Genomic DNA, 26,259 nt, shown 5'->3' with positions numbered 1-26,259 from the left:
GGAAGGAGACAGCATGACTACGCAGAACCAGGCCGCCGTGATCCGTATCCACCCGGCCGACAATGTGGTGATCGCCCGGCGCCAGCTGGTGTCGGGCACGCGCCTCGACGAAGAGGGCGTGACCGTGGCCGGTCTGGTGCCGCCCGGCCACAAGGTGGCGGTACGCGCGATCCCGGCCGGCGCGCCGGTGCGGCGCTACAACCAGGTGATCGGCGTGGCGCGCCAGGACATCGCGCCCGGCCAGCACGTGCACAGCCACAACCTGGAATTCTCCGATTTCGAGCGCGACTACGCGGTGGGCGCCGACGCGCACGCCACCGACTACGCGAAGACGGCCGCGACGTTCGAGGGCATCGTGCGCGCCGACGGGCGCGTGGCCACGCGCAACTACATCGGCATCCTCACCAGCGTGAACTGCTCGGCCACGGTGGCGCGCGCCATCGCCGATCATTTCCGCCGCGACATCCATCCCGAGGCCCTGGCGCGCTATCCCAACGTCGACGGCGTGGTGGCCCTCACGCACGGCGCGGGCTGTGCGACCGGCAGCGAGGGCGAGCCCCTGCGGGTGCTGCGCCGCACGCTGGGCGGCTATGCGCGCCATGCCAACTTCGGCGGCCTGATGGTGGTGGGCCTGGGCTGCGAGACCAACCAGATCGGCGGCCTGATGGCGCAGGAGGGGTTGCGCGAGAGCGGCCTGCTGCACACCTTCAACATCCAGGACACCGGCGGCACGCGCAAGACCGTGGCGCGCGGGATCGAGCTGGTCGAAGGCATGCTGGCGGCGGCCGACCGGGTCGAGCGCCGCACCGTGCCGGCGCGCCATCTGGTGGTGGGCCTGCAATGCGGCGGCTCCGACGGCTATTCCGGCATCAGCGCCAACCCGGCGCTGGGCGCGGCGGTGGACCTGCTGGTGCGCCACGGCGGCACCGCCATCCTGTCGGAGACGCCGGAGATCTACGGCGGCGAGCACCTGCTCACGCGCCGCGCGCAGAGCCAGGCGGTGGCCGACAAGCTGCTGGCGCGGGTGCGCTGGTGGGAAGACTATTGCGCGCGCAACGAGGCCGAGATGGACAACAACCCCTCGGCCGGCAACAAAGCGGGCGGCCTCACCACCATCCTGGAGAAGTCGCTTGGCGCCATCGCCAAGAGCGGCACCACCAATCTCACCGACGTCTATGAGTACGCCGAGACCGTGAGCACGCCGGGCCTGGTGTTCATGGATACCCCGGGCTACGACCCGGTGTCGGCCACCGGCCAAGTGGCGGGCGGGGCCAACCTGATCTGTTTCACCACGGGGCGCGGCTCGGCCTACGGCTGTGCGCCGGCGCCGTCGCTCAAGCTGTCGACCAACACGGCGCTGTGGCAGCGCCAGGAAGACGACATCGACATCAACTGCGGCGAGGTGGTGGACGGCACCCAGAGCGTGGCCCAGATGGGCGAACGCATCTTCGATCTGATGCTGCGCACCGCGTCGGGACGGCGCAGCAGGAGCGAGGAACACGGCTACGGCCAGAACGAATTCGTGCCCTGGGCCCTGGGCGCGGTGATGTAGGCATCCGGGCGGCAGGCGCGACCCATTTCATTCCGAGGCGGAACATGAAGATTACCCAGGCACGTGTCATCGTTTGCAGTCCGGGCCGCAATTTCGTGACCCTGAAGATCGAGACCGACGAGGGCCTCTCCGGCATCGGCGACGCCACGCTCAACGGCCGCGAGCTGGCCGTGGCCGCCTATCTCACCGAGCACGTGATCCCGTGCCTGATCGGGCGCGACCCGCACCAGATCGAGGACATCTGGCAGTACCTCTACCGCGGCGCCTACTGGCGGCGCGGGCCGGTCACGATGGCGGCCATCGCGGCGGTCGACACCGCGCTGTGGGACATCAAGGCCAAGGCGGCCAACATGCCGCTGTACCAGTTGCTGGGCGGCAAGAGCCGCACCGGCGTGATGGTGTATGGCCATGCCAACGGCCGCGACATCGACGAGACCGTGCAGGAGGTGCTGCGCTATCGCGAGATGGGCTATCGCGCGATCCGCGCGCAGAGCGGGGTGCCGGGCCTGAACGCCGTCTACGGCGTGGGCCGCGGCCGCATGTTCTACGAGCCGGCCGACGCCGACCTGCCGTCGGAACACGACTGGTCCACCGAGAAGTATCTCGATCACGCGCCGAAGCTGTTCGAGGCGGTGCGCGAGGCGGTGGGCTGGGACACGCACCTGCTGCACGACGTGCACCACCGGCTCACGCCCATCGAGGCGGCGCGGCTGGGCAAGTCGCTCGAACCCTACCGCCTGTTCTGGATGGAGGACGCCACGCCCGCGGAGAACCAGGAGGCGTTCCGGCTGATCCGGCAGCACACGGTCACGCCGATCGCGGTGGGCGAGATCTTCAACACCTTGTGGGACTGCAAGGACCTGATCCAGAACCAGCTGATCGACTACATCCGCGCGACCGTGGTCCATGCCGGCGGCATCACGCACCTGCGCCGCATCGCCGACCTCGCGGCGATCTACCAGGTGCGCACCGGCTGCCATGGCGCCACCGACCTCTCGCCGGCCTGCATGGGCGCCGCGCTGCATTTCGACCTGTGGGTGCCGAACTTCGGCGTGCAGGAATACATGCGCCACACGGAGGAGACCGACGCCGTGTTCCCGCATGCCTACACCTTCGAGGACGGCATGATGTACCCGGGCGACGTGCCCGGCCATGGCGTGGAGATCGACGAAAAGCTGGCTGAGAAGTATCCCTACCAGCGCGCCTACCTGCCGGTGAACCGGCTGGCGCACGACGGTACGCTCTGGAACTGGTGAACGGCATGCCCGCCCGACTGCAGCCACAGGCGCTGTCGCTGTTGCCGGCCGCCGTGGGCCGCCCGGCCTACGATCGCGCGCGCCTGCGAGCCGGCATCGTGCACCTGGGCATCGGCGCCTTCCATCGCGCGCACCAGGCCGAGATCACCGATCGTGTGCTGGCCGATCCGGCGCAGTCGGCGTGGGGCATCGTCGGTGTGTCGCTGCGCCAGCCCGGCACGCGCGACGCGCTGGCGCCGCAGCAGGGGCTCTACACGCTGGCGCTGCGCGACGCGGGGCCTGATGGTTCGTTGCGCGAGCAACTGCGGGTGGTGGGCGCTGTGCTGCAGGTGCTGGTGGCCAGCGAAGACCCGCAGGCGGTGCTCGAGCGCATCGCCCACCCCGACACGCGCATCGTCAGCCTCACCATCACCGAGAAGGGCTACAGCCACGACCCGGCCACGGGCGCGCTGCGCTGGGACGACCCCGACGTCGAACACGACCTCGCGCGACCCGATGCGCCGCGCGGCGCACTCGGCATGCTGGTGCACGGGCTCGCGCTGCGGCACGCGCGCGGCATGGCGCCGCTCACGCTGCTGTCCTGCGACAACCTGCCGGCCAACGGCGACACCTTGCGCGGCCTCGTGCTGGCCTTCGCCGATCGTGTCGATCCGGCGCTGGCGCGCTGGATCGGCCTGCAGTGCACCTTTCCCAACAGCATGGTCGACCGCATCGTGCCGCGCACGAGCGACGCCGACCGTGCGCGCATCGCCACGCAGCTCGGCATGGCCGACGCCTGGCCGGTGGTGGGCGAGCCGTTCCTGTCGTGGGTGATCGAAGACCGCTTCGCGCAGGGCCGGCCGGCCTGGGACCGCGTCGAAGGCGTGCGCTTCGTCGCCCGGGCCGCGCCGTACGAACGCATCAAGCTGCGCATGGTCAACGGCTCGCATTCCACGCTGGCGTACCTGGGCGCCATGGCCGGGCTCGAGACGGTGCCCGAGGCCATGGCCCAGCCCTGGCTGCACAAGCTCGTGGAACGGCTGTTGCGCGACGAGGTCGAGCCCACGCTGGCCGACGCGGCGGATTTCGACGCGGCGGCGTTTCGCGCGCAACTGTTGCAGCGCTTCGCCAACCCGGCGCTGCCGCATCGCACGCAGCAGATCGCCATGGACGGATCGCAGAAGGTGCCGCAGCGCCTGCTCGACACCGTGCGCGATCGCCTGCGCGCGGGCGGCACGATCGAGCTGCTGGCGCTCGCGGTGGCGGGCTGGCTGCATTATCTGCGGGGCTACGACGAGCACGGCGCACGCTATGCGATCGACGATCCGCTTGCCCGGCCGCTCGCGGAGCGGCTGGCCGAGGCGGCCGCGCATGCGTTGGCGGGACCGCAGGCCGAGGCGGCCTGCCTGGTCGCGTTCCGGCCGGTGTTCGGCGATCTCGAGGGCAACCCGGCCCTGATCGCGGCGGTCACGCGGCATCTCGGCCTGTTGCGCACGCGCGGCGTGGCCGCGACCGTCAAGGAGGCGCTGGCATGAACCTCTCCGCACCGCGCCGCATCGACGCCGCGGGCCTGACCCGCTGGGCCGTGGCCTGCCTGCGCGCGCAGGATCTCGACGCCGGCGATGCGCAATCCCTGGCCGACAGCCTGGTGCAGACCAGCCTGTGGGGCATCGATTCGCACGGCATCGCGCGCCTGCCGCACTACCTCAACCGCCTCTCGCACGGCTCGGTGCTGGCGCGGCCGCAGATGCGCGTCCAGCAGACGGGGCCCGCGACCGCGCAGGTGCACGGGGGCCAGGGCCTGGGCATCATCGTGGCGCATCGCGCCAACGCCGAGGCGATCCGGCTCGCGCGCGACGCGGGCGTGGCCGCGGTCGGCGTGAGCGACGCCTCGCACTGCGGCGCCGTGGGCCTGTACAGCCGCGCCGCCGCCCGCGCGGGGCTGATCGGCCTGGCCTTCACGCATTCGGATTCCATTGCGGCGCCGTTCGGCGGACACGTGCCATTCTTCGGCACCAATCCGATCTCGATCGCGGTGCCGCGCGCGGGCGGCGAGCCGGTCTGCCTCGACATGGCGAGCACCTCGATCCCCTGGAACCGCGTGATGAACGCGCGCCGCGAGCAGGCCGCGCTGCCGCCCGGCGTGGCGCTCGACGCGCAGGGCGGCGACGCCACCGATGCGCAGGCGGTGCGGGCGCTGCGCCCGCTCGGCGGTCCGGAGTATGGCTACAAGGGCTACGGGCTGGCGATGATGATCGAGCTGTTGTGCGGGCCCCTGAACGGCAATCCGTTCGGGCCGCATATCTCGCCCATGTACGAGCGCCTCGACGAGCCGCGCCGGCTCGGGGCCTTCTTCATCGTGATCGACCCGGCGCGCTTTGCGGGCGGGGCGATGCTCGCGGCCGTGGTGGCCGGCATGGTCGCCGAGTTGCGCGCGCAACCGGGCGCGCCCCTGGCGCCCGGCGAGCCGGAGGCACGCGCCGAGCGCGACCGCCTCGCGCACGGAATCCCGGTGGAGCCGGGGCTGTGGCGCGAGATGCTGGACTGGAGCCAGCGGCTGGGCGTGGCGCCGCCGGCCTGAGGCGGTCGATCAGCCCGGCGGGTGGCGCGCCGGCGCGGGCACGCCGTTCGCGTCCAGCGTGATGTCGGGCGCCTGCGCGGGCGCGGCGGACGGCGCGGGGGCCTGCGCGGGCACGGCGTCGGCGGGCGCAGCGGGGGCGGGCGTGCCGTCGGTCGATTCACCGCGCTCGAGTCTTTCGGCGCGCAACGAATACTGGCGCGTGAACACCGCGCCGAAGAAGAAGATCTGCGCCGAGTAATAGATCCAAAGCAGCAGCGCGATCAGCGATCCCGCCGCGCCGTAGGCCGAGGTCACGCCGCCGCCGCCGAGATACAGGCCGATGCCCCACTTGCCGATCAGAAAGAGCGCCGCCGTCACGACCGCGCCCGGGATCACGTGGCGCCAGATCACGTTGGCGCTGGGCAGCAGCTTGAACACCACGGCAAACAGTGCGGTCACCACGGCAAAGGAGAACAGGCTGGAGACCCATTCGCCGATCACCGCCACGTAGGAATTGTTCCAGAGCTCGCCGTAGTAGCCGCGCGCCACGCCCATCGCCGCGTTCACCGCCAGCGACAGCAGCAGGAACAGGCCCAGCACCAGCACCAGGCCGAACGACAGCATGCGGCTGCGCACCATGCCCTGGATGCCGCTGCTCTTGTCGGGGTCGACTTCCCAGAGCTCGTCCAGGCTGGCCTTGAGCTCGGCGAAGGCGGTGGTGGCCGAGAAGATCAATACGAAGATCGAGATCAGCGCCGCCACCCAGCCCTTGCCGGATTCGTGCGCGCTGGCCAGCACGGTCTGGATCACTTCGGCCCCGCGTTCGCCCGTGAGGTCGCGCACCTGGCCGAACAGCTCGGAGCGCACCGCTTCCTCGCCGAAGAACGCGCCCGCGACGGCGATCACCAGGATCAGCATCGGCGCCAGCGAAAACACCATGTACAGCGCCAGCGCCGCCCCTTTGCTGGAGGCGCGGTGGCGCGACCATTGTTGGGCCGAATCGAGCAGCAGCCCCCAGAGTTGCCGGGGATGCAGGAAGCGCAGCAAGGTGGGAAATCGCATGGGTTGAACAGGTCCGTGTGTGGCTCGGGAGGGCGGACGGGAAGGTCGCCCATTCGGGAACCTTACCCCAACCGCGCCCGTCGTCCCAGCATGACCCGTGCCTGGCGGGGCGCCGACCCCGGGGACAACGCGCCCCGCGCCACGGCGGCGCGGGCGTCAGCGCGGCGGGCGCACCACGCCGGCGAGCGCCCGCCCGGCCGCGAGGGCGCGGATGTTGTCCGCCATGAAGGCGTAGCGCCGCTCGAGCAGCCCCGGCGTGAGTGCCGACACGTGGGGCGTGGCGCGCACATTGGGCAGCGCATGCAGGGGCAGGCGCGCAGGCGTGACCTCCGTCTCGCCCGCGGCCGGGTAGCGATACCAGACATCCAGCACGGCGCGGCCCAGCGTGCCGTCGCGCAGGCAGTCGTACAACGCCTGCTCGTCGGCCACTTCGGCGCGCGCCACGTTCACCAGTAGCCCCTCCGGGCCCAGCGCGGCGAGCGCGTCGCGGCCGACCCGGCCCCGGGTGGCATCGGTGAGCGGGCAGCACAGCACCAGGGCGAGGCAGCGCGGCAGGACGCGCTCGAGCTCGGCCGCGGTCACCACCTCGTCCGGCGCGGTGGCGGCATCGACCTTGCCGCTGCGCGTCACCGCGATGACGCGCATGCCGAGCGCGCGCACGCGCCGCGCGATCTCCTCGCCGATGTGGCCGTAGCCCAGGATCGCCACCGTGCGGCCGTGGGCCTCGGTGTGATACGGCCGGTCGGCGTAGATGGCCGGCCAGGCCTGGGCATCGAGCCGCGCCGGCAGGCGCCACGGCTGCAGGCAGTGTTCGAGCAGCGCATGCACCACGTATTCGGCGATGGGAATCTCGTGGCCGTGCACGTTGCACACCGCCGCGCACGAGGGCAGGGCATCGAGCGCGATCGCATCGGTGCCCGCGCCGGGCACGTGCACCAGCCTGCCGCCGAAACGCGCGGCCTCGCTCGCGCTCAAGCGATTGGTGATCAACACGTCGGCGTCGATGGGCCCCTCGGCGGCCAGGGTCTTGGCGGCGTGCACCGCGAAGTCCGGGCCGAGCAGGGCGGCCAGGCGCGGCGCGTTGGGGGCGTGCAGCCCCGCGACCAGGATTTGCATGGCGGATGTCCTCAGGAAGGGGTGCTGGTGCGCACCTGCAGATCGGTGCGCGCCTTGAAGGCGGGAGACAGACGGGTGCCCAGGCCGTGGCCGCGCGGCGGTTGCGCGAGGCCGGCGTGGATCTCGGGCAGATCGGTGACCAGTTCACGATACCAGGTGGCCAGGGTGGCGCGCACCACCTCCTGGTAGATCGCGGTGGGGGCGTGCAGGGCCAGGTGCAGGCCGGCCATCAACGCGACCGGGCCGGTGCAGTCGTGCGGCGCGAGCGGCTTGGCATAGGCCTGCGCCAGCGTCGCGATCTTGCGGGCGGTGGTGATGCCGCCGCACCAGCCCAGATCGAGCATCACCACGTCGAGCGCATTGGCGGCCAGCGCATCGCGAAACACCGGCAGGCCGGCAAGGGACTCGCTGCCGCAGATCGGCGTGCGCGTGCGGCTGCGCAGGTCGGCCAGGGTGTGGATGTCGTCCATCTTGGCGATCGGATCCTCGGCCCAGAACACGCCGTGGTCTTCCAGCGCCTGGCAGATGCGCAGCGCGGCGTGGTTGCCCCACAGGCCGTGCAGCTCGCACATCACCTCGATGTCGTCGCCCACCGCCTGGCGGATGCGCCTGAAGGGTTCGAGGCCGGTCTTCAGGTCGGTCAGGCTGATGGTCTGGCCCTGCGTCCTGGGTGCGTAGATGTCGAACGGCCAGATCTTCATCGCGCCGTAGCCCTCTTCGCGCAGGCTCTGCGCCAGCGCGCCCGCGTCGCGCATGAAGGCGACCTGGTCGTCGTAGGGCCCGGCGGCGACGTCGTCGCTGCCGATGTCGCGCCGCTTGCCGCTGCTGTTGAAGGCATAGCCGGCGCAGGTGTTGTAGACCGGGATCTGCTCGCGCGCCGCGCCGCCGAGCGCCTGGTAGAGCGGTACCCGCTGGCGCTGGCCGGCGAGATCCCACAGGGCGATGTCGACGGCGCTGGCCGCGCGGATCTCGGCGCCCGAGGCGTTGTAGCCCACATAGGGCTGGGTGAGCAGCGCGTTGAGGCTTTCGATGGCGCTGGCGTCGCGCCCCAGGAGCTGCGGCGCGATCTCGGCATGGATCATGGTCTCGACCGTGGCGGCGCCGCGGAAGGTCTCGCCCAGGCCGGTGAGGCCCTCGTCGGTATCGATCTCCAGCCAGATCAGGCTGGGTCGGTCGGGGCTGCGATAGGTGCGCAGGGCGGTGATGCGGGACATGGGCAGGCCTTGGTAGGGGCGGGAGGACGAGTTAGTTTGGACAAAGCTGTAAAATCTGTCAATCGTGCCGAGGGCCGGACACGGGCCGCAGACCTTTGCCTTGCCGGTCCGGGCCCCATGCTGCAAACTCCCGCCCCATGAATCACGCATCTCCCGATCGCCGTCTGAGCGACATGGTCTACGAGCAACTGCTGGCGCTGCTGGGCAGCGAGGGCTTCGAGATCCACGCGCGCCTGCCCGGCGAGATCGAGCTGGCGCGCCGCTTCTCCGTGTCGCGGCCGGTGTTGCGCCAGGCCCTCGCGCGCCTGCGCGCCGAAGGGCGGATCTCGGCACGCAAGGGCTCGGGCAACTATGTCGAGGCGCTCAAGCCGCAGGCCGAGATCGTGGAGTTCGGCGCGCTCAGCAGCATCGCCGACATCAAGGCCTTCCTCGAATTCCGCTGTGCCACCGAGGGGGAGATCGCCGCGCGCGCCGCGGCCCGCGGCGATGCGGCGGCCATCGCGGAGGTGGAGCGTCGGCATGCCGAATTCGAGCGTGCGCTGCAGGCGGGCAACCCCGGCATCGACGAGGACATCGCCTTCCATGCCGCGGTCGCGCAGGCCTGCGGCAACCGCTTTTTCGCGATGACGATCACCGCGCTCGCGGCCCAGACGCGCTTCAGCATCGATCTGGTGCGGCAGCTCTCCGGGCCGGTGCCGGCCGAGCGGCGCCAGCGCGTCGTGGCCGAGCATCACGCCATCGTGCAGGCTATCGCCGCCGGCGATGCGGCGGCGGCCCGGGCCGCCATGGTGGCGCATCTGCAGGGCGGCATCGCGCGCCTGTTCGGGCAGTGAGCCCGATTCGATCTAGGGTTTATCAGCTATTGACAGATTTTACAGGATAGGCGGAAGATGTCTCCGCCCAGGCAGCCACTGCCGGGCGCGGGCGCATGCCGTCTCTGGTTGTCGGCCTGCTTCGCACAATGACAAGGAGACATCATGCTTTTCCCCTATCCGCCCGCGTCAGCGCGGGGCCGGCGTCGCGCCCTGGTCCGCCTGGCGGTCGCCGGCCTGGCCGGCCTGATCGGCGGCGCCGCGCACGCGGCCGACGACGCCGCCCGCTATCCCGACAAAGTCATCCGCATCGTCGTGCCGAACCCGGCCGGCGGGGCTTCCGACGTCATGGCGCGGCTGCTCGGCAAGAAGCTCACCGAGAAGTGGGGCCAGCCAGTGGTGGTCGAGAACAAATCGGGCGCCAACGGCAGCATCGGCGCGAGCTACGTGGCCAAGTCCGATGCCGATGGCTACACGCTGCTGTTGATGGATTCGGGCAGCCTGACGATCTCGCCCAGCATCATGAAGCTGAACTACAGCCCCACCAAGGACCTCGCGCCGGTCTCGATCGTGGCCTATTCGCCGCACATCCTGGTGGTGAGCAACAAGCTGCCGGTGCACAACGTGCAGGAGCTGGTCGACTATGCGAAGGCCAACAAGGGCCGGTTGAATTTCGGCGAGACACCCGGCTCGATCACCCACCTGGCCGGCGTGCTGTTCGCCAGCCAGAGCGGCATCGAGTGGAACTACATCGGCTACAAGGGCGGCTCGCAGGTCCTGTCGGATCTCGCCGGCGGCCAGATCGACGTGGCGATGAACAGCTTTCTCGCGACCTACCCGCTGGTGAAGGGCGGGGCGATCCGCATGCTGGCGGTGGCCAGCCCGCAGCGCTTCGGCGCCATCCCCGATACGCCCGCGCTGTCGGAGCGCCTGCCCGGATTCGTGACCGGTTCCTGGCAGGCCCTGATGGCGCCGGCCGGCACGCCGCCCGCCGTCGTGCAGAAACTGCATGCCGCCATTGCCGAGATCACGGCCGAGGCCGACACCCGGCAGCGCTTCGCCGAGCTGGGCTCCGAGCCGGTCAGCATGACGCCGGCCGAGATCGCGGTCTGGCTGCGCAAGGAGACCGACCACTGGGCCAAGGTCGTGAAGGACGGCGACATCAAGGTGTTCTGAGCGCCGCGCTCCGCGGTCGAACGACGCCCCGGCGGGCTGACCGCGCGGGGCGTCTTTCATGGGCCCGGCGCGCGTCACGCCCCAAAAGAAAAACCCCGCAAGGCGAACCTTGCGGGGCTTTTTAGCAGGGTGGCCCCCGGTGAGGCGGGGGCGCCGGCTGGGACGGGACTTCTTAGAAGTCCATGCCGCCCATGCCACCCATGCCACCCATACCGCCCGGCATGGCCGGGGCAGCGGGCTTGTCTTCCACCAGCTCGACCACGGCGGCTTCGGCCGTGAGCAGCAGGCTGGCCACCGAGGCGGCGTTCTGCAGGGCGGTGCGGGTCACCTTGGTGGGATCCAGCACGCCTTGCTCGACCAGGTCGACGTACTCGCCGCTGGCGGCGTTGTAGCCGTAGTTGCCCTTGCCGTTCAGCACGTTGTTCACGACGACGCTGGCTTCTTCACCGGCGTTCGACACGATGGTGCGCAGGGGCTCTTCGACAGCGCGCAGGATCAGCTTGATACCCGCGTTCTGGTCGGGGGTGTCACCCTTCAGACCGGCGATGGCTTGCTTGGCACGCAGCAGCGCAACGCCGCCGCCAGCCACAACGCCTTCTTCCACTGCAGCGCGGGTGGCGTGCAGGGCGTCTTCGACGCGAGCCTTCTTTTCCTTCATTTCGACTTCGGTGGCAGCACCGACGCGGATCACGGCAACACCGCCGGCCAGCTTGGCCACGCGCTCTTGCAGCTTTTCACGGTCGTAGTCCGACGAAGCTTCTTCGATCTGGGCACGGATCTGCTTGACGCGCGCTTCGATCGAGCGGCCGTCGCCGGCGCCGTCGATGATCGTGGTGTTTTCCTTGGCCACTTCGATGCGCTTGGCTTGACCCAGTTCTTGCAGGGTGGCCTTTTCCAGCGACATGCCGGTTTCTTCGGAGATCACGGTGCCGCCCGTCAGGATGGCGATGTCTTCGAGCATGGCCTTGCGGCGGTCGCCGAAGCCAGGCGCCTTGACGGCGGTGGTCTTCAGGATGCCACGGATGTTGTTGACCACCAGGGTCGCCAGGGCTTCGCCCTCGACGTCTTCGGCGATGATCAGCAGCGGACGGCTCGACTTGGCGACTTGCTCCAGCACGGGCAGCAGGTCACGGATGTTGCTGATCTTCTTGTCGTAGATCAGGACGAACGGATCGTCCAGGGCGGCAACTTGCTTTTCGGGCGAGTTGATGAAATAGGGCGACAGGTAGCCGCGGTCGAATTGCATGCCTTCGACGACGTCCAGCTCGTTTTCCAGCGACTTGCCGTCTTCGACGGTGATGACGCCTTCCTTGCCGACCTTGTCCATCGCGTCAGCGATGATCTGGCCGATCGAGGTGTCGCTGTTGGCCGAGATCGAGCCAACTTGCGCGATTTCCTTGCTGGTGGTGACCGGCTTGGAGATCTTTTGCAGCTCGGCGACAGCGGCAGCCACGGCCTTGTCGATACCGCGCTTCAGGTCGATCGGGTTGAAACCGGCGGCAACGTACTTCAGGCCTTCCTGAACGATGGCCTGAGCCAGCACGGTGGCGGTGGTGGTGCCGTCACCGGCGTTGTCCGAGGTCTTCGAGGCCACGTCCTTGACGAGCTGGGCGCCGATGTTTTCGAACTTGTCCTTCAGTTCGATTTCCTTGGCGACGGAGACGCCGTCCTTGGTCACGGTCGGGGCGCCGAACGAGCGCTCCAGCACGACGTTGCGACCCTTGGGGCCCAGGGTGGTCTTGACAGCGTTGGCGAGGACATTCACGCCACGCACGATGCGCACACGGGCGTCATCGGCAAACAGAACTTGTTTGGCAGCCATTTAGCTTCCTTTCTTGAATCGGTTTCGCAGTTACTGGATCACGGCGAGGATTTCTTCCTCGCGGATGACGAGCAGCTCTTCGCCATCAACCTTCACGCTTTGGCCGGCATACTTGCCGAACAGGACCTTGTCGCCGACCTTCAGGTCGACCGGCAGGACCTTGCCGTCTTCAGTCTTCTTGCCGGGGCCGACGGCCACGACTTCGCCCTGATCAGGCTTTTCAGCGGCGCTGTCCGGAATGACGATGCCCGAGGCGGTTTTGCGCTCGTTGTCCAGGCGTTTGACGATCACGCGATCGTGCAGGGGACGCAGGGCCATGAGGAACTCCTGTTTCTAAAGAAGAGAGAAATGATCGGTAGTTGGCGCGGGAGCGTTGTTAGCACTCACCGGCGACGAGTGCTAATTATAGGGATGAGTTCTGACGGTTCAAGGGGAGGGGCCGGCGCTGTTACATATTCGATGCGTGGGATATTGGGGCCGCATTAAGGCGGGAGGCGGTGAAGTAGACAGTTTATTCTAGAACATTTATTCTAGATCGATCCTTTGTCGACGTCCTTTCTTCATGATGAGCAATCACCCTGTCCGCGCCAAGCCGACCAGCGCCGAACTGGCCGTGTTGCAGGCGCTCTGGGAGACCGGTCCTGCCACGGTCAAGCAGGTCCACGCCGCGATGGCGGCCGGGCGCGACGGCCTGACCTACGCCAATGTGTTGCGGCTGATGCAGATCATGCACGGCAAAGGCCAGTTGACGCGCGATGAAAGCCAGCGCTCGCATGTCTATGCCGCCGCCCAGAGCCAGAAGGCGACGCAGGGCAGCCTGGTCAGGGATCTGATTGGCAAGGCCTTCGCCGGTTCGGGCAAGGCGCTGGTGCTGGCGGCGCTGCGCGAAGGCCATGTGAGCAAGAAGGACCGCGCTGAAATCGAAGCGCTGTTGCGCGACGACAAGCTGTGACCGACTTCCTGCTCTCTGCGGCCTGGACCCTCGGCGCCAGCCTGCCGGCGGCTGCCTGGAAAATCCTGTGCCTGCACGCGGCCACGCTGGCGCTGCTGTCGCTGGCGCGTCCCGGCAATGCCCGGCTGCGCTACACGCTGCTGGGTGCGGCCTTGCTCGGCAGCGTGGCCATCGGTGCGACGGATGTGGCGCTCGCCTGGCACGGCTTGCCCGCCGCGGGCGCGTCGCCGCCGGGACCGGCCGTCAGGAGCTGGCCGCTGTGGCTGGCGCTGGCTTGGGCGGTGGGCAGCGTGCTCGCGGCGGCCAGGCTGCTGATGGGACTGGGCTGGCTGCGAGGCGTGCTGCGCGCCAGCCAGCCCTGGAACGATCCCGCCTGGCAAGCGCGCGTGGCGGACATGGCTCGCCGCCTGCGGCTGTCGCGCGCGGTCGGCCTGCGCGTGGTGCGCAACCTGTCGTCGCCGGTCACGGCGGGTTGGCTCAAGCCGGTGATCCTGGTGCCGGCTTCGCTCGTCACCGGCATGCCGGCGGATCTGCTGGCAGCGCTGCTGGCGCATGAACTGGCGCATGTGCGGCGGCACGATTACCTCGTCAACCTCCTGCAGCACGCCGCCGAGGTGCTGCTGTTTTTCCACCCATCGATCTGGTGGTTCTCGCGCCGCTTGCGGATCGAGCGCGAACGCATCGCCGACCAGATGGCCGCCGCCCTGATCGGCAGCCCCATGCCGCTGGCACGCGCCCTGCACGCCCTGGAGCGAGGCGCCGCCGATGCGCCAGCGCCGGTGGCGCCCGCTGCGCGAGACGGCGACCTGCTCGACCGGATCCGCCGCCTGGTGCGTCCCGACACGCTCGCCGGTCGCCGCGTGGTGGCGCTGCCCGTGCTGGCGATGGCCTGGGCGTTGGCCGGCTTCGGCGCCTGGGCTGCGCTCACGGCCCAACCGATGCCGCCGCTGTCGGCGCAGGAAGCGCAACGTCTGATGGCGCGGTTGCCGGCGGTCCAGCGCCTGATCGAGTCCAGTGGCGCAGCCCATGTATTGGTGCTGGACACGCGCTCGGGCGTCACGCTGCTCGGCCGTGCCGAGAACGACGTCGTGCCGATCGCTTCGTTGACCAAGCTGATGACCGCCATGGTGGTGCTGGACACCGCGCCGGACCTGTCGCGCCTCGTGCGCATCGACGAGCGCGACGCGCGCGCAACGTCCTCCGGCGCCCCGTCGTCGCTGCCGGTGGGCGCCCGCGTGACGCTGGACACCTTGCTCAAGCTGGCGCTGATGGCGTCTGACAACCGCGCCGCCCACGCCCTGGCGCGCACTTATCCCGGCGGCGAGGCGGCCTTCACCCTGGCCTTGCACCAGAAGACCGCCGCGTTGCGCCTCACACACACCACACTGGAAGAGCCCACCGGGCTGTCACCCGCCAACCGCGCCAGCGCAGCCGACATCGGGCGGATCGTCAGCGCGGCCGCGGGCTACCCCCAGATCGCCCGCGACACCACCTCGGTCGTGGAAACGGTCGATACGGCCGGCAACCGGATCCGGTATCACAACACCAATCCGCTGGTCGGCGCGCAGGGCTGGGACATCCTTCTATCCAAGACCGGCACCTCGACCGAAGCCGGGCGCTGCCTGGCCATGCGCGTCCGTATGGACGACCGCGATCTGACGCTGGTCCTGCTCAACGGCCACCCGAGCGCGCCCGAGCGTTCTTCTCTGATTTCCTCCACTACGCTTCATCTATCTTGACCTTCCGACTCTCTTTGCGGGCCCTCGGCGCAGCCCTTTCCCTGTCCGCGATGGCCGGCCCCGCTGCGCAGGCTGCCGTCCTCTGCTCCGTGGTGGCCGATGCCACCGACGGCCGCATCGTGTTCCAGCAGGGCACGCAACAGGCCTGCGCCGCGCGCTATACGCCGGCCTCGACCTTCAAGCTGGCCATCGCCCTGATGGGCGCGGACGCCGGCGTCCTGAAAGGACCGCACGAGCCGGTCTGGAACTACCGGGCCGATTATCCCGATTGGGGCGGCGATGCCTGGCGCGAGCCCACGGATCCGGTGCGCTGGATCAAGTATTCGGTCGTCTGGTACTCGCAGCTGATCGCGCGGGCGCTGGGGCAGGAAAGGTTCCAGCGCTATACGTCCGCGTTCCGCTACGGCAACGAGGATGTCTCGGGCGAGCCCGGCAAGCACAACGGCACGGACGGCGCGTGGATCATCTCGTCGCTGCGCATTTCGCCGCTGGAGCAGCTGGCGTTTCTGCGCAAGGTGGTCAACCGGCAATTGCCGGTCAAGACGGCGGCTTACGAGCTGGCCGAAAACCTGTTCGAGGTCGGCGAGGTCGGAGGCTGGCGCCTGTATGGCAAGACCGGCACCGGCTCGCCCGGCAGCAACGGCGTCTACACGTCTGCCAACGCCTACGGCTGGTTCGTGGGCTGGGCCCGAAAGGACGGCCGGCGGCTGGTGTTCGCGCGCTTGGTGCAGGACGAACGGACCACCAAGCCCAATGCCGGCCTGCGCGCTCGCGACGAACTGATGCGCGACTGGCCCGCCATGGTCGATGCGCTGCGCAAGTAAGCCGGCGCGGACCATGAACGTGGCGACGCGCGATGACCGCATCGACATCATGCGCGGGCTGTCGATCCTGCTGGTGCTGCTGCATCACTTCAATATCGCGTATCCGCTGCGCGATATGCCGCTGGTGCATGCCGTGGCGCGCAATGGCAATTACGGCGTGACGATCTTCTTCGTCATCTCGGGTTTTCTGGTCACCCGCAACGCGCTCGAGCGCTGGGGCGGCCTGCGCGCCATCGCACCGGCCTCGTTCTGGCTGCTGCGTCTGGCGCGGATCGTGCCCACGCTGGTGCTGACACTGGTGCTCGTGTTCGCGCAGCGCGCGCGCCTCGTTTCCGCTGAGCAAGCGCTGCAGAAGAAGGTGACTAAGAAAGCAGAGAATGACCTACGCATTGCCACGAAGAAGATCAAGCGCGCGTTGGAAAAGTTGGGAAGTTTGAAGAGCGTGGGGCAGCAGCTGGCAGACAGCCGCATCTTTCCGGGAACCTATGCGCCCGTCATTGTGGAAAAATCCGGCGAGCGGCTCATTCGGCCGATGCGCTATCAATGCCGTCCCGAGGGGGGGCCAGCAAAGTTTGACATTCAGTACCCCGGAACCTACAACGCTCGCCGAAACAACTGGAAGGGTTCTGGGGAAGGATGTTCGGCTTCAAGCACGGCATCATTGTTGTCAGCAAGTTCTACGAGCACGTCGCCAAGCACGCGCTCGAGGGACGGGAGCTCGCGCCCGGTGAAAAGCAGGAGAACGTCATTCTTGAGTTCTCGCCCGAGCCCGCCCAGGAGATGCTGATTGCTTGCCTATGGGCTGAGTGGAAGGGGCCGGAAGGACGGCTTCTTTCATTTGCTGCGATCACGGACGAGCCGCCCCCCGGAGGTGGCCGCGGCTGGCCACGATCGCTGCATCGTGCAGATCAAACCCGAGAATGTTCACGCCTGGTTGAACCCAGACCACCGCGATCTTGCTGCCTGTTACGCGATTCTCGATGATCGGCCGCGCGCGTACTATGAGCACAGGCTTGCCGCCTGAACCAAATTCCATGAGTACGTCGATTCCCTGACCAGGATGAGAGTGCTGCCTGGATGTAGCTTCCTACGGTTAAATCCCGTCCCAGGCTTCAAGCGTCAGGCATGGCTTGCCAATTCCTGGGCCCTCTGTCGCCTTCACCAACCGCACATCACGCGTTTCGCACTGCAAGCCTGAGGCGCGAATGATCGGCGTGCTCTCATCGCGCTACGAGTCCCGTAGGCAACATCGGAATTTCGCTTCCGTCTCGCGGAGTGTTGTCTAATCGGGTCAAACCAAAAAGGGGCGAGCATGGATGAAGTGGTGACGCAAATGGAAGACGGCTGCACCGAGGAGTTGATGGATGCGGCTGCAACGCAGCTCGCGTCTGCCGCGGAGCTTATCGGTGGTATCACTCGCTCGCAGCTTGAACACGCGTTGGACGCACAGCGGCGCGGCCTGAGGGTGTACGAAAGTCTAAGGAGCCTGAATGAGGTCATCGGTACGCAGTATGGCGACCGAGTTCTCTTCGAGTTGCTTCAGAACGCCCACGATGCGCACGCCGAAGGCGAGGAGGGCGAGGTCGCCATCGACCTCGTGGTCTCCAACGACCGTACGGGCGTACTACTCGTCGCCAACAAGGGGCGTCCCTTCTCCGGCTCGAACTTCGAGGCGATCCGCAACATCGGAACAAGCGATAAGGAAATCGGCGAAGGAATCGGAAACAAAGGTCTCGGCTTCAGAAGCGTCGAGGCGCTTACCAACGATGTCCACATCTTTTCCGCTGGCGCTCAGATGCCGGCGCCCACGTTCGACGGCTACTGCTTCCGATTTGCGTCCACTGAAGAGATCGCAGCACTCTTGGAGGAGATTGGGGCTTCTCCGGAGGTGGCCGCTCAGGTGGCCGACAACATCCCGCGCTACCTTGTCCCCGTCCACGTCCCCGTCAGCGAACAGACGGAGGAGGTGCGCCGCCTTGCCGAGCGGGGGTATGCGACGGTCGTTTGCCTGCCACTGGCTTCCCCGCGGGAGGTTGATCTGGCTGAGAGGCAGGTGGCCGCGCTGGCCGACGCAGAAGTGCCAGTCCAGCTCTTTCTCGATCGCCTTGCGTCACTGGAGATCTCGATCGTTCAGTCGGGCTCCGAGGTAAAAAGGGCTTCGCTATCCCGCAGGGTGGAATCACTCTTAGGGGATCCGTCTTCGAGCATTCGAATGCAACGCGTGAAGCTAGGCGACGGAAGCACGTTCCTCATTGCCAGCCAGACGCTGGAGAAGGGCGCTGTGTTAGCGGCGGTAGAAAGGAGCATACCGGCGGCACCGCCGCTTAAGCGTTGGCTCGCCTGGAAGGGTGATGCGGTCGTTTCGATAGCCGTTTGCCTGGACAAGGCAATAGCACCGCGCTTGTACAACTTTCTTCCGATGGACGATCACGCGGTCTCGCCTATGGCTGGCAACATTGATGCGCCGTTCTTCGCGGATATTGATCGGCGCACCATCAAGGGCGACTTGCCGTTGAATCAACTCCTAATCGAGGCCGCAGCCGACACCGCGGCGAAGGCTTGCTTGGCGATCGTTGATGAGGGCTTGGCATTACCGCCGAGCGCCGTCGTCGACATGGCCGCCTGGTCGGGGCCGCTCATTTCCAAGATCGTCGCCGCGTTTCAGAAAAACGGGCGACCGCTCTACAGAGCTGCCGTTTGGCCCGCCGCGTCCAACATTGGCGTCCACTGGGCTTCGTTCCAGACCCTCTACGCATGGCCGGACATCCGGACCAAGCAGATCTTGCCGGCGCGTCTTCGGTCACTCGCTGAGGCTGACATCCTGTTCGGCGTCTCTGAGGGGCAGCTCGCGCGGGTCAGGGCACTCGCTGCCGCCGTCGGGCATCCGCTCGACATGAATGGGACGCACCTGGCCCGATGGGTCGAGGCGACGGCCGAACACCTCGCAAAGAAGACCAAGCCTGGCGCGACCGCATGGCGAGACTTGTACGCGGACGCGCTCGCGTTGTTCGCCGCTTCCAATATCAGCCTGGAGGAGTTAGTGGGCAGGAAGGTGCTTCTCAGCGATGAGAAGAAGCTTCTCGTCGCGACAGCGGATACGCGGGGAGACGCCCCTCCGGTGTTCGCGCGAAGGGCAAGCGCACGCGGCAGGCGCGGCGAGGGCGCGCCCAACCCGCCTTCAGCTGTCGCTCGCAAGTTTCGCTTCCTCAACCAAAACGCCGGAATCCCCGAAGATGTAGTGCAGAAGTTCGTGAGAGCGGGCCTTTTGCGGCACTACGACCCCGTCGAAGCGCTGAAGGCCTTGAAGGGCGCGCTGGGATCCGCGACAGAGAATCAGCGGCACGAGGCCTTGACGTGGGCCTTCCGCGTGTGGCTTACCGACAGGGACAAGACTGTCGAAGCCGTGTTGAACGAAGCCGACCTGATGGTGCCGTGCTCGGGCGGTTGGATGCGCGCCAGAGAGGCACTTATGTCCGCGTCTTGGAGCGCTCTCGGTGGCACGCTTGAGCAGTACTTCGATGAGGCGGCAGCTACGTCCAAGGACTGCAGGGACCAGCGCAAGCGCCTCCTCGTCGCCTTCTCCAGTTGGCCCAAGGTGGGCGGCAACCACCGCCGCGAAGACTGGGCGGAGTTTCTGACGATACTAGGAGTAAGAGACGGACTTGAACCCATGCCCGCGACGATGCGGCGCATTGGCACCCCAAACGGATACTGGAACCAGCTTCTCCGGTACGGAAAAGCCGACCAAGGGTTCGACGCGAACTGGACCGAGATCATCTCCCACAGAGATTTGCTCTACCCGCAGACCGATTACAACATGCGCGGGGAGGCTTGGAGGATACCGGGGCAGCTCGAGCACGAGCATCTTCCGGAGTCGGCGAAGGAGCTTCTTTCAAATCTTTTGGTTACCTACCTGAAGGCCCACGGCGACGCGCACTTCCAGTTCAGCGTTCACCACAAGCGCGAACAGCAATCCGTCACCCTTCCGACCCCCCTTTACGTTTTCCTGCAACATGGTCGATGGCCTGCGAGCACTCGCTTGGACCAGGTCGTCTTCGCACGACCTTGCGACAGCTGGTCTACGACCGCGCCCCGTCTGCATCCCCCCCGCTTCGTGGCGCGGTTCAAGTCCTCGCCCGGCATCCGCGAAGAACTCCCTTCAATTCTCTTCGACGTCAAAATTGGCCTTCGCGACTGGTCAGACCCGTCTAGCGCGCCCGGCCGGCTGGCGTCGCTCGCTGCGGCGCTCCCGGAGCTGTCGGCGGCCGAAAGACGCGACTTGCGCGACCAAGTCCGCCGCGCGTGGGATGACGTCGCAGAGCGGCGCAGCGTGCTGCCCTCCTCGCTTCAATTGATCGTTGAGCGCTCGGGAAGCCTCGAAATTCTGCAGGGTCGCGAGCAGGGTCCACCGATAGTCTATGTGACGAGCGAGCCTCAGGGCTTCGCCGCACGCTCGCTCAGCGACGCAGGCGAGGCGGTGCTCGACGTGGGGGAGACGGATGCCACTCTGATTTGCGATCTGCTCAAGGAGACTGGCCGCTATTCTCCTCGACTGACGAACTCCGGCGAGGTGCAACTGGTGGTCGATGGCGTTCTTTTCGAGGCCTCGCCCGACGACCCGCCGTTGGTGGCCGGAGAGCTGTCGTGGCTGTGCGACCTTGCCATTCTTGCGCACGAGCACCTCGGGGACCCGCTGGAGACGCGGACTTTGCCCCCGGACGAACTCGACCGTCGGCTTCGCGCGATACGCGTCAGGCGCTGCGGTGGATTTGCCCTTACCATCTCGGGGCTCAATATACCGGTGCGCGGAAGGGAGCGTGTCCACGCCGTGCAGGACGCACGTGCCCCGACGCTGCTCGTGAAGACGGTCGACTCCATCGACCTCTCCCTACTGCTCGAGGCGTCGCAGGCTCTCACCAAGATGCTCGGGTCGCGGCGCAACACACTCGAGCTTATGCTGGGAAGGTTGCAGCGAGACGGCTACGACGGCGGAGCGGTAGGGCCGTCCGAGGAAATGCTGGCCAGGGCTATTGGCAGAGACGTCAGCGTTGTGCACGAGTACTTCGCCGCGACCAAAGGTGGCGTGCAGCGCCGCGTCGAGGGGGTGCTACCTGCTTTGGCGTTCCTCAAGGGCCTAGATGCCGCTGAGCGGCTTCGGGACAGGCACGCACAGCTCGGCCCCGCTCTGCAGCTTCGGTCCTGGCTCGCGGGCGAGCTGCCCGAGAGGGTGGTCAACCAACTGCTCGAGGTTGTCGCCGAGACAGACGATCAGAAAGCAATCTGCGCGCGGCTCAACCTGGACTTCGCGGCCTTCGGCTGCACTCTCGCCGAGCTCGGCTATCCGCCGATGAACGATGAGGCGGACTTCCGCCGCCTGTTCAGCGCATACCTCGCCGAGATGGCCTCCTCGATACGCGCTCGGCTGAGGCGGGCCTTTCTGCCCGCCTGGCGTGGCGCTGCACCACTTGACGAGTACGTGACCCTGCGAACGCTCGAATTCGTCCAGTTCGACTCGCAGTGGCCGCGACAGTTTGAGGAGCTTGATCGAGCCCACGTCGTTTCCCACGTGGAACAGGTGGTCGAGGCAAGGCTTGGGGCCGACGACCCCTCCGTTGAGCTTGAGGCCCTGGAGGTTGTTGCGGCGGCCAACCGAAGGCTGGTCACGGCGCGTCATGCGGACCTGACGAACCTGGTGCGCGCCTGGTGCAGGAAGAATTGCATTCAACAACCGACAGGCGTGGGCTCGGCCGATGCCCAGCAACTGGTGCGCGAACTGGACCGGGCGGGCCTGCTGGACTTCGAGGTGATCGCACCTGGCGCGTTGCCGACGTTGTTGCTCCGGCAAGGCTGGTGGCCGACGAGTATGCCGACCACCGAGTCCCTGAGTGATCTAGGCCTGACCGGGGAAGACTTGAAGCACGAGGAAAAAGAGGTGTTGGAACTCCGTCTGAAGTCCGAGGTTGCTCGCCGCAGCGTCTCCTTCGCCGGACGCTCGCTGGACACGGGAAGCCCTGGATTCATCCAGGAGTTCGAGAGCATTGCTGACACGGCGATCGCTCAAAGCGACGAGTGGTTCACTCGCAGTCGCGTCGCTCGCCTGCTTCAGCAAGAGGAAGCAGGCAAATCGTGGAAGGGGGCGGGCGGAGGCGGCGGCGGCAGAACCTGGCGCAACCAGCCGTCCGACGCAACGCGCACGACCATGGGCATGGTGAGCGAGTGGCTAGTTTGGAAGCTGCTCTTCCGGCGCCACCCGAAGGAGATGTCCGACGAGTGCTGGGTTTCGTCAAACCGCGAAAAATTCTGCACCGGCCCGGAGGGCGACGACTCCTTGGGCTACGACTTTCGGGTAGTGACTGCGCGGCACGAATATCTCTACGAGGTCAAGTCGGCGCTCGACGTCGGCGGCGAGTTCGAGCTGACGGCACGAGAGCTCGAAGTCGCCGGGAGTGCAAGAGAGGATAACAAGCGCAGATACCGCATCCTGTACGTGCCGTTCGTGTTTGATCCGACCCGCTGGATGGTGATGACCCTGCCAAACCCGGTTGGCACAAGAACGCGCGATCAATTTCGAGTCGTGCGAAGTGGCTCCGTTCGGTACCGCTTTGAGCAGCGCTAGATCAGTCGCTGCCGTCGACGCTTCACGGCGTAGGACTTCAGCAAGTGCTGAACTGAGAACTAATGTATGTGCGGGAGCAGTCCCCGTGTCGAATTCTATTCAACTCGAGATGTGGTCCACTGAAGTTGGCCGTATCCTAGGAGGAAATTGGCTCGAGCCGGCCGGCCATGTCGAACATCACCGGCACCGATCTCTACTGCGTCTGCAAATCAACGACCTATGCATGGGCGCGCCATTCAGTTTTGGATCGGACGTTCACCTAAGATGGTGATTTTGCGAGGATAACGTCGCTTAATTTGGAATTCTGCATCAACGACAGTAGCGGAGACACAGGATCAGTCGCGCTTGCTCGGCCAATGCCTGTACTGGTTGCGTTGTCGCTGACTGGTCGTGACGGCAAAATCTGAACCTGACACCGACTGAGGATCGCCGATGCCCAAACCTGCCGACCAAGCCCAGCTCAATGCCTCTAACGCCGACTTGTGGGCCCGGCTGACTGACTCGCTGTCCCACTACGACGGCGAAGCGGCCGCCGACAGCTTTATGGAAGCAGAAGGCCTGATCGACACCTACCTAGAAGCGGTCGCGGCGCAATCGACCAACCTACCGGATCGACAGGCGCTCGCCTTGGCGTGCGCGCATTTGCTAGTCACCATGCGAACGATGACCGAGGACGACTTGGCCACACTAGTGCGGCTCAATGCCACGAGCCTCGGCGTTTCCCTGTACGCCCTCGCACCTACAGTGGCCGAGATGAAGCAGCGCGCCTTGGCCGGCCTGCAGGTGATGGCCCAGCCCCACGCGGGACCGGCGCGGACGCCAAGCGTCGATTTTGATTCGCCGTTTTGACGGACGCCCCACGCTGGCGCCGCTCCCAGCATGTAGATGAGCACGTGCGCGGTAGATCTGCGGCTCGCGCTGCAAGAGTGTGGTTGATGGCGGCCTGCGCCGATGACCAGTCTCCCGAAAAGGTACTCGGATGGGTACCGTCCGCGATTTCGCGTGCCTCAGCGGCAAGCCATCCCGCGTCTGCTCGGGTGTGCCAGGTGGCCATTGCCTCGCAATACCGCCGCCAGGTCTTTGCGCGCAGGCGGCCGCGGCGCTGCGTCTTGGGGCGACGATTTTCAGGCGCGATCTCGTAGTCCATGGCGAATTCCCCTGCTACGCCTGGTCGCTGAACAGGTGCGCCGGCAGGCGCTGCTCCACATGCAGGACATTCCGCAACGAGAAGGTCACCTTTTCGCCCAGATAAAAGCCACCGAATTCCTGGCCAGCCTCCGGCTCTCCGGGAAAATCGACGACCGTCCCGCCGTAGGAGTTGTCGTCGATGAGGCCATCGGTCCTATCCAGCCAGATCATGACCTGGATCAGAGTGCCGTCCTGGATCGCTTTCAGGTGGACCCGATCACCCTTGAGGATGGTATCGCGCCGCTTGTCACGCTCGAGGTCCCAGCCGCGAGAGGGGCTATATATGGCCAGCTCGAAATCGGCTGGGAAGTGCTGCCCGCAGCTCATGGTAAAGGTACGCCAGACGCCAGGGGGCATGTCCTGCTCGCCAGCCTCCCAGCGCTGCAGCTGGCGTTCGCTCACACGCAGGATCTGCGCGACCTGACTTTGGGTTCGCCCGGACTTCAGGCGTGCGTCGCGGATCTCCCCGCCGGCCGGGGAGCGCCAGAGCGGATCAGCAGCGCCCTGGTCAATTTGCCCTGTCGGGCACTCGGAGTGGTGGCTCATGGAGTTGCTCCTTTGCGATACGACATTTTGTCGTGCAAAGGTTAGCACGACAAAATGTCGTCAAGAAGGACGAATCTGCGGGATAGGCGATTCGAACCTCTCGCAACAAAACTGGGCCGGAGCCTCCAAATGTAGAAGCTCATTGAAGATGCAAATTTGGTCAATAGTTACGTTTCAGGTTCGTTAAGGGGCTCGCAAGCAATGAAATCTAGGCTGTTAAGGGGTTATCCGTAGGCTGCTGGAAATCGCTAACCGTGAAAACCCCTGAAATGGGACCATCTAGATTGAATTAGATGACGAAGAATTCGTCTAAGTTGACACACAGGATGTCTCTTGGTTGCGCGCAGGTTATTGCACGGTTTCGGCGCGCAGGGCAGCCTGCACGGCGGGCCGCGCCCCTACTCGCTTCACATAGACCAGCAGCGCAGGCCAGAGGCCGATCAGCCAGAGCAACGTCCTCGGCGCCAGCGCGATGGCGCTGGGCGCGGCGCTGCTGCTGCTTGGCGCAACCACGGTCTCCCCCTCGTCGACCAGTCTGGTCCGGCGCCTGCTCGGCCGCTGCGGCCGCGACTGCTATGAGATCTACCTGCTGCACTTGCTCGTGCTGGGCCTGTTGCGAACATGGTTGCCGCCGGCCCAATGCCAGGGTGTTGGCCGGGTCGGCTTGCTATGCGTGTTCATCGTGGGCTCGTCTCTTCTGGGCGTGCTGGTGTCGCGCGGATATTCCACGCCGCTGAACCAGGGTCTACGGCGATGGCTGCGCCTGGCGCCGGCCGGCCGTGAAGCGAACGGCAGGCCCTGAGCGGTCTGCCGTTCCGTGTTCCCCAGTCATGGCGTTACAGCATCGTGTCGGCGGTCATCAGGGCCGCGAGCCCAGCGCGCCGCGCACGGTTTCGAGGTCCAGCTTGCGCGCCGCGGCCGAGAGCGTCGGTGCCGCCAGGCCGCGGCCGATCCAGTCGAGTAGGGTGTCGGGTTCGGCGCCTTCCGCTACCGCCTCGGCCTCCGGGCGGGGTACCGCGATGACCAGGCCGAGCTGTTCGCGCGCGGCCTGGTAGCGGCCCTTGGCATCGAAGCCGTTGGCGCCGTGCTCGGTCACGCTGCCGCCGATCCACAGCGAGAGATCGAGCGTGGCGAGGCCGGGCACCGCGAGCGGCGCGAGCGCGGCCTTGAGCCGCGACCGGCATTGCACGATGGCGGCGAGGTAGCGCACGCCGGTTTCCGGGCCGCCCATGACGCCGTGCAACGTGACTTCCATGCTTTCTCCTTGTGGACGCGGATTGTTCTATTGGCTGCGCGGCGCAACAAGACCATTGCCGATACGGGTATCGGCAATGCCCCCACGGTGCGCCAGGTCGGCGCGCCAGTCGGATCAGCGCGTCCGAGGCGATGTCAACGCGCTTTCGCGCTTTCGCGTTACAGCGTCGGCTCGGGAATCGGCGTGTCGGCCGGGACCGAGCCGGAGATGCGCGCCGGGCAATCCGAGATGCCCCACTTGGTCACCATGCCGTTCTCGATCATGAATTTTTCGACGCACACGTGATACGCCGACATCGGGCCCCAGATGTCTTCGTACGAAACGATTTTGGCGCCGTTCTGCAGCGTGTAGCTCTTCTTGGGCGGGCCCCACTTGGAAATCAGCTGTTCTTCGGAGCTGCCGACCCACACCGCATTGACGTCGTTGTAGGTTTTGTTCCGCTTGCCCGTCAGCATGCTCATCTGCGCGGACGTACAACCCGCGAGCAACGCCGGCAGGACGACAAACAGTGCGATTTTTTTCATTTTTTCGTGGGTCCAGGTTGAGTCAGTGAAAGGGATTGCTTCAACGTCACGTGCGACCGCAAACGA

The 26,259-nt window shown here is 66.7% G+C and carries 20 protein-coding genes and 2 pseudogenes; 13 read left to right on the top strand and 9 right to left on the bottom strand.

The window, feature by feature from the left end; all coding sequences use genetic code 11:
• Positions 1-13 precede the first annotated feature (13 nt).
• Genes CEG14_RS22295 through CEG14_RS22280 form a run of 4 tightly spaced genes read left to right on the top strand, consistent with a single transcriptional unit; the run spans position 14 to position 5,368 of the window.
• Entirely contained in the window at positions 14-1,552 is a 1,539-nt protein-coding gene (locus CEG14_RS22295) for a UxaA family hydrolase (RefSeq protein ID WP_094828609.1), read from the top strand.
• Between the two features lie 44 nt (positions 1,553-1,596).
• Positions 1,597-2,808 carry a D-mannonate dehydratase ManD gene (gene manD / locus CEG14_RS22290; RefSeq protein WP_094828608.1) on the top strand — a complete coding sequence of 404 codons (1,212 nt, stop codon included), beginning with the start codon at positions 1,597-1,599 and terminating at the stop codon, positions 2,806-2,808.
• Between the two features lie 5 nt (positions 2,809-2,813).
• The gene (locus tag CEG14_RS22285) at positions 2,814-4,322 is read left to right on the top strand and encodes a mannitol dehydrogenase family protein (RefSeq protein ID WP_094828953.1); all 1,509 of its coding nucleotides are present in this window, start codon (positions 2,814-2,816) and stop codon (positions 4,320-4,322) included.
• Positions 4,319-5,368: an Ldh family oxidoreductase gene (locus tag CEG14_RS22280; RefSeq protein WP_094828607.1), complete on the top strand. Its 1,050-nt coding sequence runs from the start codon at positions 4,319-4,321 to the stop codon at positions 5,366-5,368. Before CEG14_RS22285 ends, CEG14_RS22280 begins: the two co-directional genes overlap by 4 nt.
• Before the next feature lie 162 nt (positions 5,369-5,530).
• Here the strand turns inward: CEG14_RS22280 and CEG14_RS22275 are convergent.
• The 3 genes and pseudogenes from CEG14_RS22275 to CEG14_RS22265 all read right to left on the bottom strand — a co-directional run.
• Positions 5,531-6,409, bottom strand: a pseudogene (locus CEG14_RS22275) (YihY/virulence factor BrkB family protein); the annotation flags it as partial.
• A gap of 156 nt (positions 6,410-6,565) precedes the next feature.
• The gene (locus CEG14_RS22270; protein ID WP_094828605.1) at positions 6,566-7,525 is read right to left on the bottom strand and encodes a 2-hydroxyacid dehydrogenase; all 960 of its coding nucleotides are present in this window, start codon (positions 7,523-7,525) and stop codon (positions 6,566-6,568) included.
• Between the two features lie 11 nt (positions 7,526-7,536).
• A complete protein-coding gene (locus tag CEG14_RS22265; RefSeq protein WP_094828604.1) occupies positions 7,537-8,739 on the bottom strand; it encodes a mandelate racemase/muconate lactonizing enzyme family protein in 1,203 nt (400 codons plus the stop codon).
• 137 nt (positions 8,740-8,876) lie between these two features.
• Between CEG14_RS22265 and CEG14_RS22260 the strand changes: the two genes are divergently transcribed.
• Positions 8,877-9,572: a FadR/GntR family transcriptional regulator gene (locus CEG14_RS22260; RefSeq protein WP_094828603.1), complete on the top strand. Its 696-nt coding sequence runs from the start codon at positions 8,877-8,879 to the stop codon at positions 9,570-9,572.
• A 144-nt stretch (positions 9,573-9,716) separates the two neighbouring features.
• A complete protein-coding gene (locus tag CEG14_RS22255) occupies positions 9,717-10,727 on the top strand; it encodes a Bug family tripartite tricarboxylate transporter substrate binding protein (RefSeq protein WP_094828602.1) in 1,011 nt (336 codons plus the stop codon).
• 172 nt (positions 10,728-10,899) lie between these two features.
• On the opposite strand, the gene groL is transcribed toward CEG14_RS22255, so the two are convergent.
• Both groL and groES read right to left on the bottom strand, forming a co-directional pair.
• Entirely contained in the window at positions 10,900-12,549 is a 1,650-nt protein-coding gene (gene groL, locus CEG14_RS22250; RefSeq protein ID WP_094828601.1) for a chaperonin GroEL, read from the bottom strand.
• Positions 12,550-12,579: 30 nt separating this feature from the next.
• Positions 12,580-12,867 (bottom strand): co-chaperone GroES, encoded by a 288-nt coding sequence (gene groES, locus CEG14_RS22245; RefSeq protein ID WP_094801319.1) that lies wholly within the window; start codon positions 12,865-12,867, stop codon positions 12,580-12,582.
• A 244-nt stretch (positions 12,868-13,111) separates the two neighbouring features.
• Here groES and CEG14_RS22240 point away from each other — a divergent pair, with 244 nt between their 5' ends.
• From CEG14_RS22240 to CEG14_RS26830, 4 genes and pseudogenes are all read left to right on the top strand, one after another.
• Positions 13,112-13,501: a BlaI/MecI/CopY family transcriptional regulator gene (locus tag CEG14_RS22240; RefSeq protein ID WP_094828600.1), complete on the top strand. Its 390-nt coding sequence runs from the start codon at positions 13,112-13,114 to the stop codon at positions 13,499-13,501.
• On the top strand, positions 13,498-15,240 hold the full coding sequence (locus tag CEG14_RS22235; protein WP_094828599.1) for a M56 family metallopeptidase: 1,743 nt from the start codon (positions 13,498-13,500) through the stop codon (positions 15,238-15,240). Before CEG14_RS22240 ends, CEG14_RS22235 begins: the two co-directional genes overlap by 4 nt.
• Before the next feature lie 50 nt (positions 15,241-15,290).
• Positions 15,291-16,064, top strand: a complete 774-nt coding sequence (gene blaOXA / locus CEG14_RS22230; RefSeq protein WP_094828598.1) for a class D beta-lactamase — start codon at positions 15,291-15,293, stop codon at positions 16,062-16,064.
• A gap of 13 nt (positions 16,065-16,077) precedes the next feature.
• Positions 16,078-16,371: pseudogene (locus CEG14_RS26830) on the top strand (acyltransferase family protein); the annotation flags it as partial.
• Positions 16,372-16,911: 540 nt separating this feature from the next.
• On the opposite strand, the gene CEG14_RS26825 reads toward CEG14_RS26830, so the two are convergent.
• Positions 16,912-17,100: a hypothetical protein gene (locus tag CEG14_RS26825; RefSeq protein WP_143277266.1), complete on the bottom strand. Its 189-nt coding sequence runs from the start codon at positions 17,098-17,100 to the stop codon at positions 16,912-16,914.
• 276 nt (positions 17,101-17,376) lie between these two features.
• Here CEG14_RS26825 and CEG14_RS22220 point away from each other — a divergent pair, with 276 nt between their 5' ends.
• Both CEG14_RS22220 and CEG14_RS26455 read left to right on the top strand, forming a co-directional pair.
• Positions 17,377-22,680 (top strand): sacsin N-terminal ATP-binding-like domain-containing protein, encoded by a 5,304-nt coding sequence (locus CEG14_RS22220; protein WP_094828597.1) that lies wholly within the window; start codon positions 17,377-17,379, stop codon positions 22,678-22,680.
• 432 nt (positions 22,681-23,112) lie between these two features.
• Positions 23,113-23,529: a hypothetical protein gene (locus tag CEG14_RS26455; protein ID WP_094828596.1), complete on the top strand. Its 417-nt coding sequence runs from the start codon at positions 23,113-23,115 to the stop codon at positions 23,527-23,529.
• 312 nt (positions 23,530-23,841) lie between these two features.
• Here the strand turns inward: CEG14_RS26455 and CEG14_RS22210 are convergent, their stop codons facing one another.
• On the bottom strand, positions 23,842-24,414 hold the full coding sequence (locus CEG14_RS22210) for a helix-turn-helix domain-containing protein (protein WP_094828595.1): 573 nt from the start codon (positions 24,412-24,414) through the stop codon (positions 23,842-23,844).
• Positions 24,415-24,886: 472 nt separating this feature from the next.
• Here CEG14_RS22210 and CEG14_RS22205 point away from each other — a divergent pair, with 472 nt between their 5' ends.
• Positions 24,887-25,216, top strand: a complete 330-nt coding sequence (locus CEG14_RS22205) for a hypothetical protein (RefSeq protein ID WP_143277265.1) — start codon at positions 24,887-24,889, stop codon at positions 25,214-25,216.
• 57 nt (positions 25,217-25,273) lie between these two features.
• Here the strand turns inward: CEG14_RS22205 and CEG14_RS22200 are convergent, their stop codons facing one another.
• Together CEG14_RS22200 and CEG14_RS22195 are read right to left on the bottom strand one after the other, a co-directional pair.
• A complete protein-coding gene (locus CEG14_RS22200) occupies positions 25,274-25,669 on the bottom strand; it encodes a hypothetical protein (protein WP_094828594.1) in 396 nt (131 codons plus the stop codon).
• A gap of 158 nt (positions 25,670-25,827) precedes the next feature.
• Entirely contained in the window at positions 25,828-26,193 is a 366-nt protein-coding gene (locus CEG14_RS22195) for a hypothetical protein (protein WP_256985918.1), read from the bottom strand.
• Positions 26,194-26,259 lie beyond the last annotated feature (66 nt).

The sequence above is a fragment of the Bordetella genomosp. 1 genome, assembly GCF_002261335.1.
GTDB lineage: Bacteria > Pseudomonadota > Gammaproteobacteria > Burkholderiales > Burkholderiaceae_B > Bordetella.
Note: the sequence above shows the minus strand (reverse complement) of the source record. Positions and strands in the feature narration are given on the sequence as shown.

What these genes read in the sequence shown, in the direction of transcription:
- CEG14_RS22220 (WP_094828597.1), top strand. Translation starts at nt 17,377, where the DNA reads ATGGATGAAGTGGTGACGCAAATGGAAGACGGCTGCACCGAGGAGTTG.
- CEG14_RS22280 (WP_094828607.1), top strand. Translation starts at nt 4,319, where the DNA reads ATGAACCTCTCCGCACCGCGCCGCATCGACGCCGCGGGCCTGACCCGC.
- CEG14_RS22210 (WP_094828595.1), bottom strand. Translation starts at nt 24,414, where the DNA reads ATGAGCCACCACTCCGAGTGCCCGACAGGGCAAATTGACCAGGGCGCT.
- CEG14_RS22205 (WP_143277265.1), top strand. Translation starts at nt 24,887, where the DNA reads ATGGCGCTGGGCGCGGCGCTGCTGCTGCTTGGCGCAACCACGGTCTCC.
- CEG14_RS22255 (WP_094828602.1), top strand. Translation starts at nt 9,717, where the DNA reads ATGCTTTTCCCCTATCCGCCCGCGTCAGCGCGGGGCCGGCGTCGCGCC.
- CEG14_RS22195 (WP_256985918.1), bottom strand. Translation starts at nt 26,193, where the DNA reads ATGAAAAAAATCGCACTGTTTGTCGTCCTGCCGGCGTTGCTCGCGGGT.
- groL (WP_094828601.1), bottom strand. Translation starts at nt 12,549, where the DNA reads ATGGCTGCCAAACAAGTTCTGTTTGCCGATGACGCCCGTGTGCGCATC.
- CEG14_RS22200 (WP_094828594.1), bottom strand. Translation starts at nt 25,669, where the DNA reads ATGGAAGTCACGTTGCACGGCGTCATGGGCGGCCCGGAAACCGGCGTG.
- CEG14_RS22270 (WP_094828605.1), bottom strand. Translation starts at nt 7,525, where the DNA reads ATGCAAATCCTGGTCGCGGGGCTGCACGCCCCCAACGCGCCGCGCCTG.
- CEG14_RS22240 (WP_094828600.1), top strand. Translation starts at nt 13,112, where the DNA reads ATGATGAGCAATCACCCTGTCCGCGCCAAGCCGACCAGCGCCGAACTG.
- CEG14_RS26825 (WP_143277266.1), bottom strand. Translation starts at nt 17,100, where the DNA reads ATGGAATTTGGTTCAGGCGGCAAGCCTGTGCTCATAGTACGCGCGCGG.
- groES (WP_094801319.1), bottom strand. Translation starts at nt 12,867, where the DNA reads ATGGCCCTGCGTCCCCTGCACGATCGCGTGATCGTCAAACGCCTGGAC.
- blaOXA (WP_094828598.1), top strand. Translation starts at nt 15,291, where the DNA reads ATGGCCGGCCCCGCTGCGCAGGCTGCCGTCCTCTGCTCCGTGGTGGCC.
- CEG14_RS22260 (WP_094828603.1), top strand. Translation starts at nt 8,877, where the DNA reads ATGAATCACGCATCTCCCGATCGCCGTCTGAGCGACATGGTCTACGAG.
- CEG14_RS22265 (WP_094828604.1), bottom strand. Translation starts at nt 8,739, where the DNA reads ATGTCCCGCATCACCGCCCTGCGCACCTATCGCAGCCCCGACCGACCC.
- CEG14_RS22295 (WP_094828609.1), top strand. Translation starts at nt 14, where the DNA reads ATGACTACGCAGAACCAGGCCGCCGTGATCCGTATCCACCCGGCCGAC.
- manD (WP_094828608.1), top strand. Translation starts at nt 1,597, where the DNA reads ATGAAGATTACCCAGGCACGTGTCATCGTTTGCAGTCCGGGCCGCAAT.
- CEG14_RS26455 (WP_094828596.1), top strand. Translation starts at nt 23,113, where the DNA reads ATGCCCAAACCTGCCGACCAAGCCCAGCTCAATGCCTCTAACGCCGAC.
- CEG14_RS22285 (WP_094828953.1), top strand. Translation starts at nt 2,814, where the DNA reads ATGCCCGCCCGACTGCAGCCACAGGCGCTGTCGCTGTTGCCGGCCGCC.